Origin of the sequence: Peptoclostridium sp. AF21-18 (assembly GCF_003478825.1) — a bacterium.
Classification (GTDB): Bacteria; Bacillota; Clostridia; order Peptostreptococcales; family Peptostreptococcaceae; genus Peptacetobacter.
In genome coordinates this window covers 22,764-38,236 of record NZ_QUGE01000021.1, presented here as the reverse complement: position 1 = coordinate 38,236, position 15,473 = coordinate 22,764, and the positions used below count along the sequence as shown (strand labels likewise).

16 protein-coding genes are annotated in these 15,473 nt (G+C 29.8%); 14 read left to right on the top strand and 2 right to left on the bottom strand.

The genetic code is table 11. From position 1 onward, the window contains the following. On the top strand, window positions 1-1,071 hold a 1,071-nt coding region (locus tag DWX74_RS08510; protein WP_118549593.1), incomplete at its 5' end, for an RNA-guided endonuclease TnpB family protein. A 306-nt stretch (window positions 1,072-1,377) separates the two neighbouring features. Next, window positions 1,378-1,971 (top strand): sulfurtransferase-like selenium metabolism protein YedF, encoded by a 594-nt coding sequence (yedF, locus tag DWX74_RS08505; protein ID WP_118549592.1) that lies wholly within the window; start codon window positions 1,378-1,380, stop codon window positions 1,969-1,971. An 82-nt stretch (window positions 1,972-2,053) separates the two neighbouring features. Here the strand turns inward: yedF and DWX74_RS08500 are convergent, their stop codons facing one another. Then, complete coding sequence (locus DWX74_RS08500; protein WP_118549591.1) at window positions 2,054-2,806, bottom strand: MerR family transcriptional regulator; 753 nt, start codon at window positions 2,804-2,806, stop codon at window positions 2,054-2,056. 201 nt (window positions 2,807-3,007) lie between these two features. On the opposite strand from DWX74_RS08500, the gene DWX74_RS08495 reads away from it, so the two are divergent. The 3 genes from DWX74_RS08495 to DWX74_RS08485 all read left to right on the top strand — a co-directional run bounded on the left by DWX74_RS08495 (window position 3,008) and on the right by DWX74_RS08485 (window position 4,881). After that, window positions 3,008-3,271, top strand: coding sequence for a DUF3343 domain-containing protein (locus DWX74_RS08495; RefSeq protein WP_118549590.1), 264 nt, complete (start codon window positions 3,008-3,010; stop codon window positions 3,269-3,271). Window positions 3,272-3,284: 13 nt separating this feature from the next. Further along, window positions 3,285-3,479 (top strand): DUF951 domain-containing protein, encoded by a 195-nt coding sequence (locus tag DWX74_RS08490; protein WP_118549589.1) that lies wholly within the window; start codon window positions 3,285-3,287, stop codon window positions 3,477-3,479. Window positions 3,480-3,690: 211 nt separating this feature from the next. Then, complete coding sequence (locus DWX74_RS08485; protein ID WP_118549588.1) at window positions 3,691-4,881, top strand: aminotransferase-like domain-containing protein; 1,191 nt, start codon at window positions 3,691-3,693, stop codon at window positions 4,879-4,881. Window positions 4,882-4,939: 58 nt separating this feature from the next. Here the strand turns inward: DWX74_RS08485 and DWX74_RS08480 are convergent, their stop codons facing one another. After that, window positions 4,940-5,509, bottom strand: coding sequence for a helix-turn-helix domain-containing protein (locus tag DWX74_RS08480; RefSeq protein WP_118549587.1), 570 nt, complete (start codon window positions 5,507-5,509; stop codon window positions 4,940-4,942). A gap of 452 nt (window positions 5,510-5,961) precedes the next feature. On the opposite strand from DWX74_RS08480, the gene DWX74_RS08475 reads away from it, so the two are divergent. The 9 genes from DWX74_RS08475 (at window position 5,962) to rplI (ending at window position 15,462) form a co-directional block, all read left to right on the top strand. Next, window positions 5,962-7,035, top strand: coding sequence for a mandelate racemase/muconate lactonizing enzyme family protein (locus tag DWX74_RS08475; RefSeq protein WP_006440967.1), 1,074 nt, complete (start codon window positions 5,962-5,964; stop codon window positions 7,033-7,035). Window positions 7,036-7,117: 82 nt separating this feature from the next. After that, the gene (locus DWX74_RS08470) at window positions 7,118-8,287 is read left to right on the top strand and encodes a DUF819 family protein (protein ID WP_118549586.1); all 1,170 of its coding nucleotides are present in this window, start codon (window positions 7,118-7,120) and stop codon (window positions 8,285-8,287) included. An 80-nt stretch (window positions 8,288-8,367) separates the two neighbouring features. After that, window positions 8,368-10,449 carry a CocE/NonD family hydrolase gene (locus tag DWX74_RS08465; RefSeq protein WP_118549585.1) on the top strand — a complete coding sequence of 694 codons (2,082 nt, stop codon included), beginning with the start codon at window positions 8,368-8,370 and terminating at the stop codon, window positions 10,447-10,449. 276 nt (window positions 10,450-10,725) lie between these two features. After that, window positions 10,726-11,010 carry a 30S ribosomal protein S6 gene (gene rpsF, locus DWX74_RS08460; RefSeq protein ID WP_006440970.1) on the top strand — a complete coding sequence of 95 codons (285 nt, stop codon included), beginning with the start codon at window positions 10,726-10,728 and terminating at the stop codon, window positions 11,008-11,010. Between the two features lie 30 nt (window positions 11,011-11,040). Then, the gene (locus DWX74_RS08455; protein WP_118549584.1) at window positions 11,041-11,517 is read left to right on the top strand and encodes a single-stranded DNA-binding protein; all 477 of its coding nucleotides are present in this window, start codon (window positions 11,041-11,043) and stop codon (window positions 11,515-11,517) included. Window positions 11,518-11,535: 18 nt separating this feature from the next. Next, a complete protein-coding gene (rpsR, locus tag DWX74_RS08450) occupies window positions 11,536-11,763 on the top strand; it encodes a 30S ribosomal protein S18 (RefSeq protein ID WP_040410706.1) in 228 nt (75 codons plus the stop codon). Window positions 11,764-12,029: 266 nt separating this feature from the next. After that, entirely contained in the window at window positions 12,030-13,004 is a 975-nt protein-coding gene (locus DWX74_RS08445) for a DUF2232 domain-containing protein (RefSeq protein WP_118549583.1), read from the top strand. Between the two features lie 10 nt (window positions 13,005-13,014). After that, window positions 13,015-15,009 carry a DHH family phosphoesterase gene (locus DWX74_RS08440; protein WP_118549582.1) on the top strand — a complete coding sequence of 665 codons (1,995 nt, stop codon included), beginning with the start codon at window positions 13,015-13,017 and terminating at the stop codon, window positions 15,007-15,009. Continuing rightward, window positions 15,010-15,462 carry a 50S ribosomal protein L9 gene (gene rplI, locus DWX74_RS08435; RefSeq protein WP_118549581.1) on the top strand — a complete coding sequence of 151 codons (453 nt, stop codon included), beginning with the start codon at window positions 15,010-15,012 and terminating at the stop codon, window positions 15,460-15,462. Window positions 15,463-15,473: the final 11 nt, after the last annotated feature.

Sequence of the window (15,473 nt, the reverse complement as noted above, 5' to 3'; positions counted from 1 at the left end):
TATTATATAAATTATATACTATCAGCAAATAAGCTTTATTATAACGTATTAAATAACATAAACTTTGATATTCCTAAAAAATTCGAAGGAAAAAACTTAAATATTAAATATTTGAATAACTTAATAAAAAGATACACTAGGCGATATAAAGGAAAAGTTCCTTATACGAACAAAATAAATTCTTTTTCGATAGATATAGGTTTGTATAGATATTCAAAAAATAAATTAAAGGAAAATTATATTTATATAGCTTCAATGGAAACAAGAAAGAGAATACCAATAAAATTGAGGGATTCAAATAAATACAACAAAATACTTAAAATCAAAATCATAGATAATGTAGTGAGAATAAATATTCCATTAGAAGTGGAATCAAAGGAAAATACCAACGAAAATATTATAGGAATAGATAAAGGATATAGATACTTGCTTGCAACATCAAATGGAAATCTGTATGGAGAAAAATTGAATTATTATTTAAGTAAAGAAACTGAAATATTGAATAATAAAAATGCTAATCGAAATAGATTTTTCGCACTTAGAAGAAAATACCTCGAAGAAGGTAACACTAAAAAAGCAGACAACATACTTAAAAATAATTTAGGAAAGAAAAAATACAGAAACAACAAAAATAAACACGATGAAACAGTTAAATCTTATATCAATAAAAATATCGATGAATTTATAAAGTCAGAAAAGCCGAAGGAAGTTGTAATGGAAAATTTAGATTTTGTGAGTTGGGATGACAGATATCCAAAATCTGTAAAAAGAAAGTTATCGAGATGGATAAAGGGCTACATAAGAGATAGACTTGAGTACAAATTCAAATTAAGTAGTATTGAATTTACATACATAAATCCAGCGTATACAAGTCAAATTTGTAGTAAATGTGGAAGATTTGGTGTAAGAAATGGAGATTCATTTGTTTGTGATAATTGTGGAGAAATCCATGCAGATATAAATGCAAGTAAGAATATTTTAGAAAGGAAATATGATAAAGAAATAAAGATCTTTACAAGTTATAAGAAAGTTAAGGAAATACTAGAAAGTAGAGTGGCTGAGATAAAGTAAATGATATTTAATAAAATTTATACTAATTTATAAAAATAAAAAATAGGTTAAAAGTATATTTTATTTAATCACGAATATATTTTGTATTTATCCAACTGTTGATAAATAGAGGGTATGTTTTATCGGTGACGGGGGTTAGATAAAATGCTTTAAATAAATAAAAAATACGGTTGTGGGATAGTCGAGATAGAAAATTTATCGAGATAACTGGCTCAACCAAGACTTAAAACTATCAAAAGATAGAATAAGAGCGAAATATCTAAAATGAGTACATTTGTATATATTTTTAGAACCAGATGTTTAAAAATGATAAAAGTAGATGCTAGAGGATTAGCTTGTCCAAAACCAGTTATAAACACTAAAAAAGAATTAGAAAAAATAACTGAAGGAACAGTAGTTACAACAGTGGATAATAACACTGCAAAAGAAAATCTTTTAAAATTAGCTAGATCTCTTAACTGTGAAGCAACAGTTATAAAAGAAGAAGACGGGGAAATAGAAGTTCAGATAGTAAAAGGAGAAGCTGCAGCTGAAGTAGCTACTGAATCAAATGATGATATATGTGATCAGGTAGTTTTCATATCTTCTGATAGAATGGGTTCAGGAAATGATGAATTAGGTAAAGTTCTTATAAAAGGATTCGTATACACTTTAACTGAAACAAAACCATATCCAAAAGCTGTTATACTTGTTAACGGTGGTGTTACATTATCTACTGAAAACGAAGCAACAGTTGAAAATCTTAAAAAATTAGAAGAAGCTGGTGTACAGGTATTATCTTGTGGAACATGCTTAGATTACTACGGATTAAAAGATCAGTTAAAAGCTGGTGTAGTAAGTAATATGTACGACATAGTTGAAACATTAAAGAGTGCATCAAACACAATAACAATAGGATAATTGTACAAATTAAATACAATAAATAAAATTAAGCTAATAAAAATGGACTGCTACAAAATCTGTAACAGTCCATTTTTTGATTTTATAAATTATTTTCTATAGCCATAGAAAGATAATCAGTACATCCTTCTACATTTTTATCGTAATATTCTTTGAATCTTTCATCCATAGTGTACATCATAGCTAGAGATTTATGAGCTTCTACGCTGTATTTATTCCATGTCATTTTTATCCATTTTTGATGCAGATTAATTAGTTCTATTGCTTCTTTGCTGTCTAAATCTAGATTTTCTTTTACACATCTTTCAACTAGAGTAAGGATATTTTCTTCTAATTCTTTAAACAATTTATAATCCTCCTCGCTCATATTTAGCATTTTTCTATTAGATTCATCAACTGAATCATCTCCATATTTTTCTCTTATTTCTTTTCCGTAAGTTTTTTCATTTTCGTCCACTAAATCCTTTTTAAAGGCTTCAAATTTTTCCTTATCACTCATATTATATTCTCCTTTCAATGATTTTATAGATAGTTTTACAGAATTAATCATTCTATCTATTTTTTTCTTTTCTTCCTCAAGACTAACAAGATGTTCTTCAAGAGCAGAATATAAATCAAAATCTTTACGATAGATTATTTCCTTAATTGTTTGCAGATCAAGCCCTCTTTCTTTGTAAAAAAGTATCTGCTGCAAAAGAGCTACCTCATTATCATCATAATATCTATATCCAGATTCATTTATAAAGCTTGGCTTTAATAATCCAATCTCGTCGTAATATCTAAGTGTTCTCGAGCTTATACCAGATATCTCAGAAAGTTTTCCTGTACTGTACATATAAATCCCCTCCTGTAATTTATAGTTTAAAACCTTACGCAACGTAAAAGTCAACAAAAAATAAAAATAAATGGAAAATAATCAAATTCTTTACTATAATATAATGTATAAAAATTATTGGTATACAAAAATAATGAAAATAAAAAATACTAGAAAATTACTAGTGTCATAAAATTCACAAAATTCAGGAGGAAAATAAGAATGGAAACAATGTATATAGTTGCATTTAATTCAACGCACAACGCAATAAAAACAGAAAAATTATTACAGAAAGACGATATAAAAGCTACTACACTTCCAACACCAAGAGAAATAAGTGCAAGTTGTGGAATATCAATAAAATTTGAAAAAGAAGATATAGAAAGAGTAAAAAATATTCTTTCTGAAAATAGTATAGATTGCAAAGGTTTATTTATGATAGAGAAGCTTGAAGGTGGTAAAAGAAGTGCTTCAGAATTAAACTAATGGAGGGATTATTATGCCATTAAATCTTGGAAAAGGTGATATAGTAGAATTAAAAAAGCCACACGCTTGTGGTTGCAAGGAGTTTGAAATAACTAGAACGGGAATGGATATAAAAGCAAGATGTAAGCAATGTGGAAGATTAATTATGCTAGATAGAGAAACTTTTGAAAAAAGAATTAAGAAGCTAAAAAAAGCAAATGAAGAATAAATATTAATAAAAAGTAGTTTTACATCAGTAAAAAAAGAGTAAATATTGTACTTAATAAATTAAATGGTAAATAATATATATAAAAAAATGATATAAAAATAACGCGTTTTTTTAATATTTAACATATATTATTTAAGAAAAATTTGATATAATGTAATTATAAAATGAATAAATTCATTGAAACAAACATTTTCATGGGGGTGCTATAAAAATGGCAGTAAAATTTGCAAAAAGATTAGACAACTTAGAAGGATCAGCAATACGTGAACTGTTAAAATTAACAGCTAGACCAGAAGTTATATCATTCGCTGGTGGTATGCCTGCTCCAGAATTATTCCCAGTAGAAGAAATGAAAAAAATATCAGTTCAGGTTCTTGAAGAACAGGGAAAAGTAGCTTTACAGTATACTACTACTGAAGGATATAAACCATTAAGAGAAAAAATAGCAGAAAGAATGAACAGAAAATTAAAAACTAATGTAGGTCCAGACGATATACTTATAACAAGTGGATCTCAGCAGGGTCTTGATTTTTCTGGTAAAGTATTCCTAGATGAAGGTGACATAGTATTATGTGAAAGTCCATCATACATGGGTGCTTTAAATGCTTTCAAATCATATCAGCCAAAATTCATAGAAATACCAACAGATGATAACGGTATGATAATGGAAGAACTTGAAAAAGTATTAGAAGAAAATGACAGAGTAAAAATGATATATGTTATACCAGATTTCCAGAATCCATCAGGTAGAACTTGGCCAATGGAAAGAAGAGAAAAATTCATGGAAATAATAAACAAATATGAAATACCTGTTATAGAAGATAACCCATATGGTGAATTAAGATTCGAAGGTGAATTCTTACCATCATTAAAAGCTATGGATACTAAAGGTTTAGTAATATTCCTTGGAACATTCTCTAAAATATTCTGCCCAGGATACAGATTAGGATGGACTTGTGCAGCTCCAGAAATATTAAACAAATACAATATATGCAAACAGGGAGCAGACTTACAGGCTTCTACAATATCTCAGATGGAAGTTAACAAATTCATAGAAGAATATGATTTAGATGCTCACGTTGAAAACATAAAAGCTTGCTACGTTAAACGTAGAGATTTAATGTTAAAAACTATGGAAGAAGAATTCCCAGCATGTGTTAAATTCACTCATCCACAGGGTGGTCTATTTACTTGGGTAGTACTTCCAGAAAATGTAAAAGCAGCTGAAATGGCTACTAAATGTCTTGAAAAGAACGTTGCATACGTACCAGGAGATTCATTCTTCCCTAATGGTGGAGTATACAACTGCTGTAGATTAAACTACTCTAACATGCCAGAAGACAAAATAGTTGAAGGTATCAAGAGAATGGGACAGGTTTTAAGAGAAGAATTAGGTGAATAATCTTTAAAACTTTGAATAAATAAAATAAAAGCTATTGTACTTAGTACAATAGCTTTTTTTATTTGCTAAATGGAAATTTCCATATAGCAGGTGTAAAAATAGATAAACCTATAGCAATATCATCTGTCAAATTTTCAATAATGTGAGGAATATTACTTTTTATTATAGTTGTATCTCCAACTGATAATTTTATATCTTCATCTGGAAGATGTATAATAACCTCTCCTTTTTCAAGCATAACAATTTCTTCACTTTCATGAATTACCGGAAAATCACCATCACAAGACTTAGGATCTAGAAAGAACTTTATAGCTAAAGACTTAGGTATAAAAGTTTCATTAGGCATAGGAGTAAGTAGATGATATTCAACAGTAGAATTAGGTTGTTTCATCATAATTACATCACCGCTTTTTGTAGTAAGATCATCAGAATATTTTTCGGTTTCAATAAGAAGATATGTCGGAATATCTAATGATTTAGAGATTTTCCTTAAAGAAGAAAGTGAAGGGTCTACTAAATTTCTTTCTATCTGAGAAATATAGCCTATAGATAAACCAGTTTCATCAGAGAGTTGTTGCAAAGTTATACTTTTGTTTTTTCTAAAATTTCGTATTCGTTCTCCAAGCATTTTTTACCTCTCTATAAATTATATTTTATATATTTAAAACAAATGTTTTCCCTTAACCTATACAATGATATCACAAAAAAAAGATAAGATAAAGTTATAATTTTTAAAACAAAAAAATAAAAAAAGATATTTTTTTACAAATACAATAAAAAAATAGGGTTAAATTTGACTAAAAACGGAAAAAAATCTATAAAAATAGTAAAAATAAGCCTAAAAAGGCAAAAAATGTACAAAAATAGACTAAAAAAAATACTTAGTTACGATTAAAAAGTTATTTTTTTTATTATTTATAAAAAATATTTTGAAAATTTATTGATTAATAAAAAAATATGTGCTAAAATTATAAAAAAAAAGATGATACTGAATTTTCAGAAAAGCTAATATATTTATATTCTTGAGAAAAAGCTAGTCTATCTGAAAAAATCCAATTCAGTTAATCACAGGAGGGTAAAATGAAAATAGTTGATATCAAAATTGAAAAAATACGTATTCATCTAAAGAAACCGTTTAAAATAGCATTTGCGGTTCAAGATTATGCAGACAATGTAATAATTAAAGTTATGACAGATGAAGGAATATATGGACTAGGAGAAGCAGCTCCGTTCTCACCTGTAACTGGAGAAACAGTAGATAGTGTTATAAGTACACTTAATATGTTCAAAGAAGGATTAATAGGAATGGATCCTCTAGAAATAGAAAAAATACATGTTTTAATGGATAGACTTATAACAGGAAATTCATCAGCAAAAGCGGCTATAGATATAGCTTTATTTGATATAAAAGGAAAAGTGATGGGACAGCCATTATACAAAATACTTGGAGGATATGATAATAAAATACAGACAGATATGACTATCGGTATAGATACTCCAGAAAATATGGCTAAAGAAGCAAAAGAAAGAGTAGAAAACGATGGATTTAGAATATTAAAAATTAAAGCAGGAATAAATCCAGATGAAGATATAAAAGCATTACAGTTAATAAGAGAAGCAGTTGGAAATGATATACGTCTTAGAGTAGATGCAAATCAGGGTTATTGTGTAAATGATGCAGTAAGAGTTTTAAAAGAATTTGAAAAAGTTGGTGTAGAAGCTGTTGAACAGTGCCTACCTCATTGGAATATGAATGATGCAAGATTAATAAGAGAAAAAGTTGGTCTAAAAGTTATGTTAGATGAAAGTATACATTCTCCAATGGATGCAGCTAAAGCTTGTAAAATGGATGCAGCTGATATATTAAATATAAAACTAATGAAATGTGGCGGACTTTACAATGCATTAAAAATAAATGCTATAGCAGAAGCTAATGACGTTAGATGTATGGTTGGATGTATGCTAGAAACTAAAATAGCTATAGCAGCTGGAGCTAGCTTAGTAGCAGCTAAGAAAAATATAACAGAAGCAGACTGCGATAGTTTTATGTATTGTGTCGACCCAGACAATGGAATGGAAGGCGGATTTGAAATAAATGGAGATACATTCGTTCTTTCTGATAAACCAGGATTAGGTATAGACTTTGATTTTTAATTAAATTATAAGAAAAGAGAATTAAAAGAATATGCAGTATATTTTATATACTGCATATTCTATAATAGAGGGAGGATAATATATGGAAAAAACTGTTTTCAGCACACCGGAGACATTGCTATTAGTAATGTTTATGACAGTTTCTGTAGGATTGTGGTTACAGAAATTCAAAGTATTTAAGTCTTTAGGACCAGCACTTACAGTAATTATACTAGGAATAGTACTTTCTAACTTAAAAATAGTTCCTGTAAATCATGATGTTTATGGAATTTTATCAGGGTACTGTATACCACTATCTATATGTATATGTCTATTAAGCTTAGATTTAAAAGAAATGAAAAAACTTACAAAAGAACCTATTATAGCATTAATATCTGCGATATTATCAGTTTGTATAATGGCATTTATATTTGGCTTAGTATTTGCAGGAAAAATAGACGAAGGATGGAAAGTAGCAGGAATGTTTGTTGGAACATATACTGGAGGAAGTGCCAACCTTACAGCTATAGCAGTTGGTCTTGATGCGGCTAGAGAAACAATAGCAGCAGCAAATGCAGCAGACTATGTAATAGGTATACCAACACTAGTGTTTATGTTTGCAGCGCCTGCTATATTAAAAAATTCAAAAAAATTCCAGAAATTCTGGCCATACCATCACACAGATGATGAATTATTAGGTGAAGGAGATCATACAGAATTAATGGCATCTAAAGAATGGAGTATACAAGATATAGCTTGGATGTTGTCTTTAGCATTTGCAGTATTTGCAGTAGCATCTTGGTTATCAGGAGTTCTATTTGGTGAGGGATTTAGAAGTGCAGGAAGAGTTATACTTATAACTACATTCTCTATAATACTAGCTCAGTTCCCACGGGTTAAAAGACTTAGAGGAAACTTTGACCTAGGTTTATATGTAGCACTTTTATTCTTAACAACAATAGGATTTGCGGTTAATCTAAAAGATTTCTTTGGATCAACTTTATATATAACAGTATTCTGTTTCTGTGTTGTTATAGGTTGCACAATACTACATTTAGTAATAACAAGAATATTCAAAATAAGATATGAATATGTATTATTATCAATAGTGGCAGCTATATCAGATGGGCCAACTGCTGCATTAGTAGCATCAAGTGCTCAATGGAAGAGTTTAATAAATATAGGACTTCTAATGGGAGTTATAGCGGGGGCATGTGGTAACTATGCCGGTATAACCGTCGCATATTTAATAAAGGGAACTTTAGGAATGTAATTGATTATAGGCAAAAGATTTTTAAATTTAAAAGTCTTTTGTCTTAATTAAATTTATTGTTAATTATTAGGAGGATAAGAATGAGAGAATATAAATTGTATATATCAGGAATACTATATGGATATGTTTCTTATGAGGGAGAAAAAGTATATTACAAAGAGTTAGATGTATATGAAAACAAATTTCTAGATAAAGTTGAATTGACAAAAGAAAAAAATTTAGAAATAACTGACTTTTGTAAGATAAATCTTCTTGAGTTAACAGATAAAATAGAATACTATGAAAAACACTTAGATGGAAAAAGAAAATTCCTTAGAACTAAATATGGTGAAACTTATGAGTTAGCAGAGGATAATTATTATATTCAGAGAAGAAAAAAATTCCCATTAAATGTATTAAAAAGAGATGGTGAAATAGTAGCTTTCTTATGCTCTAATAGAGAATATTCTTCTATATTAGTAAAAGAAGGTTATGAAGATATTACTCCATTAAAAGCTTGGAAAGAAATAAAAGAACCTATTCACCCTGTTAAATATGAGGGAATGTTTGATGTTGAGATGAGAGATGGTATAAAATTATCAACTGATGTATTTTTACCAGCAGATATAGAAGGAGATATTCCTGCTATATTAGTACGTACTCCTTATGGAAAAGAACTTAATAATCAGTCATATTTTAAATACGTTCAAAGAGGATATGCAGTAGTAATACAGGACGTAAGAGGTAGAAATTTAAGTGAGGGAGAATGGATGCCAAATTATACAGAAGTAGAGGATGGCGACGACACTATAACTTGGATAGCAAATAGACCTTGGTGTAATAAAAAAGTAGGTATGATAGGTGGATCTTATCTTGGATATGTTCAGTGGGCAGCTGCAGCTAGTGGAAATCCATATTTATCAGCGATGGTAAGTATAGTTTGTGCTGGAAGTGCATTTATGGACTTACCAAGAAGAGGAGGATGTTTAACATCTGGAATGTTAGCATGGGCATTCTCTGTATCTCAGAAAAAATTTAAACCTGAATTAATGGAAAGAGATGATTGGGAAGAAGTTTTAAATATAAGACCATTAGAAAATATACCAGAAAAAGCACTAGGATATAAAGTTGATTTCCTTGATAATTGGTTTAAAAATCAAGACTATTGTAAATTCTGGGCTGATTCTGATTGGCATGCAAGAAGTAAGAGAACAGTTATTCCTACATTAATAATGTCAGGTTGGTTTGATGATAATGGAATGGGAACAACACAAGCTTTAGATATAGTTAAAGATTTCCCAGTAGGAAAAAGAAAGGTTATATTAGGACCATGGCAGCATAGTGGTAATTCAAGATACGACTTACATGGGGTTGACTTTGGAGCAAATGCGCTTAGATTTGATATAGACCTTAACTTCTTAAAATGGTTTGACCTTCATTTAAAAGGAATAGAAAATGGAATAGATAAAACATCTCCAGTAGAATATTATACAGTAGGGGATAATGAATGGAAAACAGCTGAAAATTGGCCAGTTCCAGAAACTGAAAAGGTTGAATTGTTCTTAGATAGTAACGGAGATGCAAATACTTCTTATGGGGATGGTAAGATAGTATTTGAGAAACCAGAAGAAGAAAAAGCTGATGAGTACGAATATGATCCAAACAACCCATCTATACATATAATAGATATGTCAGAAAACGAAATAGAGGTTCCAGAGGATTATACAGAGGAAGAAAAACGAGATGATATGCTTTGCTATACAACTGATGTATTAGAAGAAGATTTTACAATAACAGGTGATATGGATGTTGAATTATATGTTTCTTCTGATGCTGTCGATACAGATTTTATAGTTAGGATAACTGATGTAGATGAAAATGGTAAATCTATAAAATTAGCGGATGGAATTCTTGGAGCAAAATATAGAAATAGTTTTGAACACCCTGAATTTATGGAAGAAGGGAAAGTATATAAATTAAACATACTTACAACTAAGATATCTAATACATTTAAAAAGGGACATAGAATAAGAGTTACAATAACTTCAAGTGCTAAAAACTTTATATTCCCAAATAGTAATACTAAAGATGGATTCAACAGTGAAACTTATGTTATAGCTAACAATAAAATTCATCATGGAGGAGCATACCCTTCAAAAGTAACTGTTAGAAAAGAAAAATAAGTATAATCACTATATTTTTTGTAAAGCGTTAAATATTATTATTTGACAAGGGAAAAGTCAGTGGATAAAATATCTACTGACTTTTCTAATATATAAAGTAATAAAAATATGATACCTAGAAAAAATTTTAAATGAATGTTTTTATTAAGAGATAATATAAAAATTTGTTGACAATAATACTTGCACGTGATAATATATACAAGTATGAGAATTAGATTCTCATTTCTCTGCTCTAAATAATTTAGAGCCGTTAAGTCCAAAGGGAGGTGAATTGTAGTGAGAGATTACGAATTAGTTTACGTTGTGAAACCAGTTCTAGATGAAGAAACTAGAGAAGGTGTACAGAACAAAATAAAAGAAATAATAGAAACTAATGGTGGTGAAGTAACTAAAGTTGACGCTTGGGGAAATAGAAAACTAGCTTACCCAATAGCTAAATTTACTGAAGGTTTCTACACATTAGTTAACTTCAAAGCTTCTGTAGAATTACCAAAAGAATTAGACAGAAACTTAAAAATAAACGAAAACGTAATAAGACACATGGTTGTTGTTTGTGACTAATCATATCTTATTTAAATAGGTGGTGTTTTTATGAATCAGGTTGTACTAGTAGGAAGACTTACTAAAGATCCAGAATTAAGATATATTCCAGGATCAGGAACACCAGTAGCCACATTTACTCTTGCAGTAAACAGAGATTTTACTAAAAGAGATGGCACAAGAGAAGCCGATTTTATTCCTATAGAAGTTATGGGAAAAGCTGCTGAGTTCTGCGCAAACTATCTTACAAAAGGTAGATTAGTAGCATGTAACGGGCAGATAAGAGTTGATAATTATCAAACTCAGACAGGCGAATGGAAGAACTTTACAAAAGTTAGCTGCAGACAGGTCGATGCACTTGAAAGCAAAAAAGCTGCTAGTGAAGGTGCTTACAATAATTTTGAGAATAATTACAGTAATAACATAAAAGAGAATCATAATGAACCAGCCTTTGAACCTAGTGGTCTGTCTTCAGACTTGGACCCAGAAGGTTTTGGAGCTGTGGACGATGACGACATACCATTTTAAAAAGGAGGGAAATTAGTCATGATGAACAAAAGAAGACGTAAGAAAAAAAGAGTTTGTCAGTTCTGCGCTGATAAAAACGCTAAAATAGATTACAAAGATACTCAGAGATTACAGAGATATGTTACTGAAAGAGGTAAAATATTACCAAGAAGAATATCAGGAACATGTGCTAAACATCAGAGAGAATTAACAAAAGCTATAAAAAGAGCTAGAAATATAGCACTTTTACCTTACACATTAGACTAGTAAATAATAACGGATAAAATCCTATCGAGCTGTGCTCGATAGGATTTTTTTCGTTATTAAACAAATTAATTTTGAATTGTGTATAATGTGTACTATATCATTAAAGACTTTTATATATATCTATTTGTGATATAATATTAATATTAGGGTATTAATAAAATATGCAAAATTAAACGCAAATTTATTAATTTAATCAAAAAGATTTAAATATATAATTGCTAATACGATTATATAAAACTACTAATAGATATGACAGGAGAGGGAAAATGAAAAAACAGAACCAAACGGTAACTGTGATGCTTATGACTGCTATAGCAATAGCTCTAGCTGTTGGAACAACTACTCTTACTACGGCATCAATGGCGATAATATTCACAGTGTGTATACCATTTGCGATAGTTGGAATGATATCTACTGAAAAACAGAGCATGGCTGCATTTGTTGTTTCAGTACTAGCTATATTTGGTTTAACAGATGTTAGGTACGCTATGGAAGTTGTTGTAACATTTGTCATCCCGTCTATTTTAGTTGGGCGACTTATCGACTCGGTAAGTGAAAAAGATGACGAAGAACGACAGGAACCAATCTATATGGGAATAATTATTTTCATTTTATCGACAATAGCATACGTTATAATAGCTAAATATATGATGAATATAGATGTTGTAAAACAGCTTACTGATACATTTGCCAAAATATCAAAGACGCGGCTAGAAAATATGCCAAAAGAACAGTTAAATATTCTTGGAAGTGTAACGGCTACAGAGCTTACGGATATGTTTAGAAATATGATAGTTTCATTATTATTTATTCAGTCTGGAATATGTGTATTCTTTACATATTTCTTAGGTGGAGCAATAGCTAAAAGAATAACAGATAAGAACTTAAATAGAATAAGAATGTCTGGTTTTTATTTACCAGGAAATGCAGTGGTTATAACATTTGTTATATACCTTGCAGTATTTGGGCTTTCATATATGGATACAGGTCTAAATACTACTGTTATAATGGGAAATTTACAGATAGTATTTAATATAATGTTTATGATGCAAGGAATTTCTGTATGTATATACTTTATAAAGACTAGAATTGTTCAAGGAAGAGGGGGAATAATATTCCCAGTTATATTGATTGTTACTCTAGGAGTGATGGGTGGAGGTACACTCATAGCTCTACTAGGTATGCTTGATTGTATTATGGATTTTAGAAAGATTAAACCTAAAATGAGAAAATCCATATAGGAGGATTGAAATGAACGTAAAGCCAAATTTAGATAGAAGTAACCGAGAAAATATAATATATCTGGTTATAATGCTTATTGGAGGAGCAGCTCTTTTATATTATAATGCATTAGCTGGAATTGGATTTATAGCTGTATCGGGGATAGTATTCTACCTTAATTTAAAAAATAATGAATCAAAAAAAATAGAATGGATGAGATATGTTGAAAATCTATCTTTAAATATGGATAAAATCGCTAAAAAGGCGATAAGATACCTACCAATACCTATGTGTGTAATAGAATTTAATGGGAAAATAACTATGCACAATGATAAATTCTCAGAAATCATAGGTAGAGATAGATTGCTAGATGAAAATATTAAAGATGTTGTAGGGGAAATTGATTTAACAAAAGTGTTAAACGATGAAAACGAAATGTACTCTGAAATAGAATACAAAGATAAAAGATACAGCATCGTATATAGAGTAATAAAAAATAGAACAAATTCAGATGTAGATTATATGATGGTTCTTTATTGGTTAGATAAAACAGATTATTTAAATCTTAAAGAAAAATATATAAACGAAAAAACAGTTATAGGAATTATAGAGGTAGACGGATACGAAGAAGTTATTAAAAGTGCAGATGAAGAAAATAGACCTTTAATAACTGCCGATATAGAAAGAGTACTGTCTACATTTGAAACCGAGTCAAAAGCAGCTATGAAGAGGGTATCTAAGGATAAATTCTTTTTAGTTATGAATAGAGAAGAGCTTAAAAAAATAGAGCTAGATAAGTTTGAAATACTAGATAAAATTAGACATATAGACCATGGAAATACACTTCCAGTAACGATAAGTATGGGTGTTGGTATAGATGGAGAAACTATAAACGATAATTTCAAAATGGCAGTTGGAGCCTTAGACTTAGCACTTGGTAGAGGTGGAGATCAGGTTGTTGTAAAAACTAAAGATAATTTCTCATTCTACGGAGGAAAATCTAAAGCTGTAGAAAAGAAAACAAAAGTTAAATCAAGACTTATCGGTCATGCTCTAAGAGAAATTATAAACCAGAGTGAAGATGTTCTAATAATGGGCCATAGATACCCTGATATGGATGCTATGGGGGCTGCAGTTGGAATATACGACCTTTGCAAAGCTTGTGGTAAGGAATCTAATATAGTATTAGAAAATCTAAATGACTCTATAGAAATTTTTGCTAAAAAGATAAAAAAAGATAAATACTACAAAGGCATTTTTATAAATCACGAAACAGCTATAGAAAGATGTAAAGAGGACACGTTAGTTATAGTTTTAGATACTCATAGACCAAACTTTACAGAGTGTCCTAAGCTTCTGGAAATATCAGACAAAGTTGTAGTTATAGACCACCATAGAAGAGGGGTAGAGTTTATAAGTGATGCTGTCCTATTATTCCATGAAATATATGTATCTTCTACTTGTGAGATGGTTACAGAGCTTATTCAGTATATGGATGAAAATATAAAAATAAATAAAATGACTGCAGAAGGATTATTAGCCGGTATAAACTTAGACACTAAAAACTTTGCTTTTAAAACTGGTGTAAGAACATTTGAAGCGGCATCTTATTTAAGAAAAATTGGAGCAGATACAATAGAAGTTAAAAAGCTGTTCAATGCAGATATCAGCGACTTTACGACTAAAGCAGAAATTATTCAAAATACAAAAATTATAAATAATAGAATTTGTATCGGATATACTTCTTCAGAAATTGACAATGTAAATGTAATTATAGCCAAAGCAGCTGATGAGCTTTTAAACATCAGACAGGTAGAGGCTTCATTTGTACTAGGTCAAAAGGATGGAAAAGTATTCATTAGTGCTAGATCTTTAGGAGATATAAATGTACATGTAATGATGGAAAAATTAGGCGGTGGCGGTCATATAGACATAGCTGGTGCACAGCTTAAAAACGTATCTCTTAAAAAAGCATACAATATGGTACATGAAATAATAGAAGAATTCTTAGAGGAGGATAAATAGATGAAAGTAATATTATTAAAAGACGTAAAAGGTACAGGTAAAAAAGGAGAAATGAAAGAAGTTAGTGATGGTTACGCAAGAAACTTCCTATTCCCTAAAAAAATGGCTGTACAGGCAGATGCAGGAAATATAAAAGAATTAAAAGAAAAACAGAAATCACAGGAATTCCACGCTCAGAAAGAATATGATGAAGCAGTACTTCTTGGAAAACAGATGGAAGAAATAAATATAGAAATATACACTAAAGCTGGTGATGGCGGAAGATTATTTGGATCAATAACTTCTAAAGAAATAGCTGAACAGCTTAAAAAACAGAAGGGTATAACTATAGACAAAAGAAAAATAAATCTTGATGAACCAATAAGAGTTTTAGGATCAAGAAGAGTAGAAATAAAAATACATCCAAAAGTAACTACTAACATAAGAGTAGATGTTAAAGAAAAAAATAAATAAGATAGGGTAGA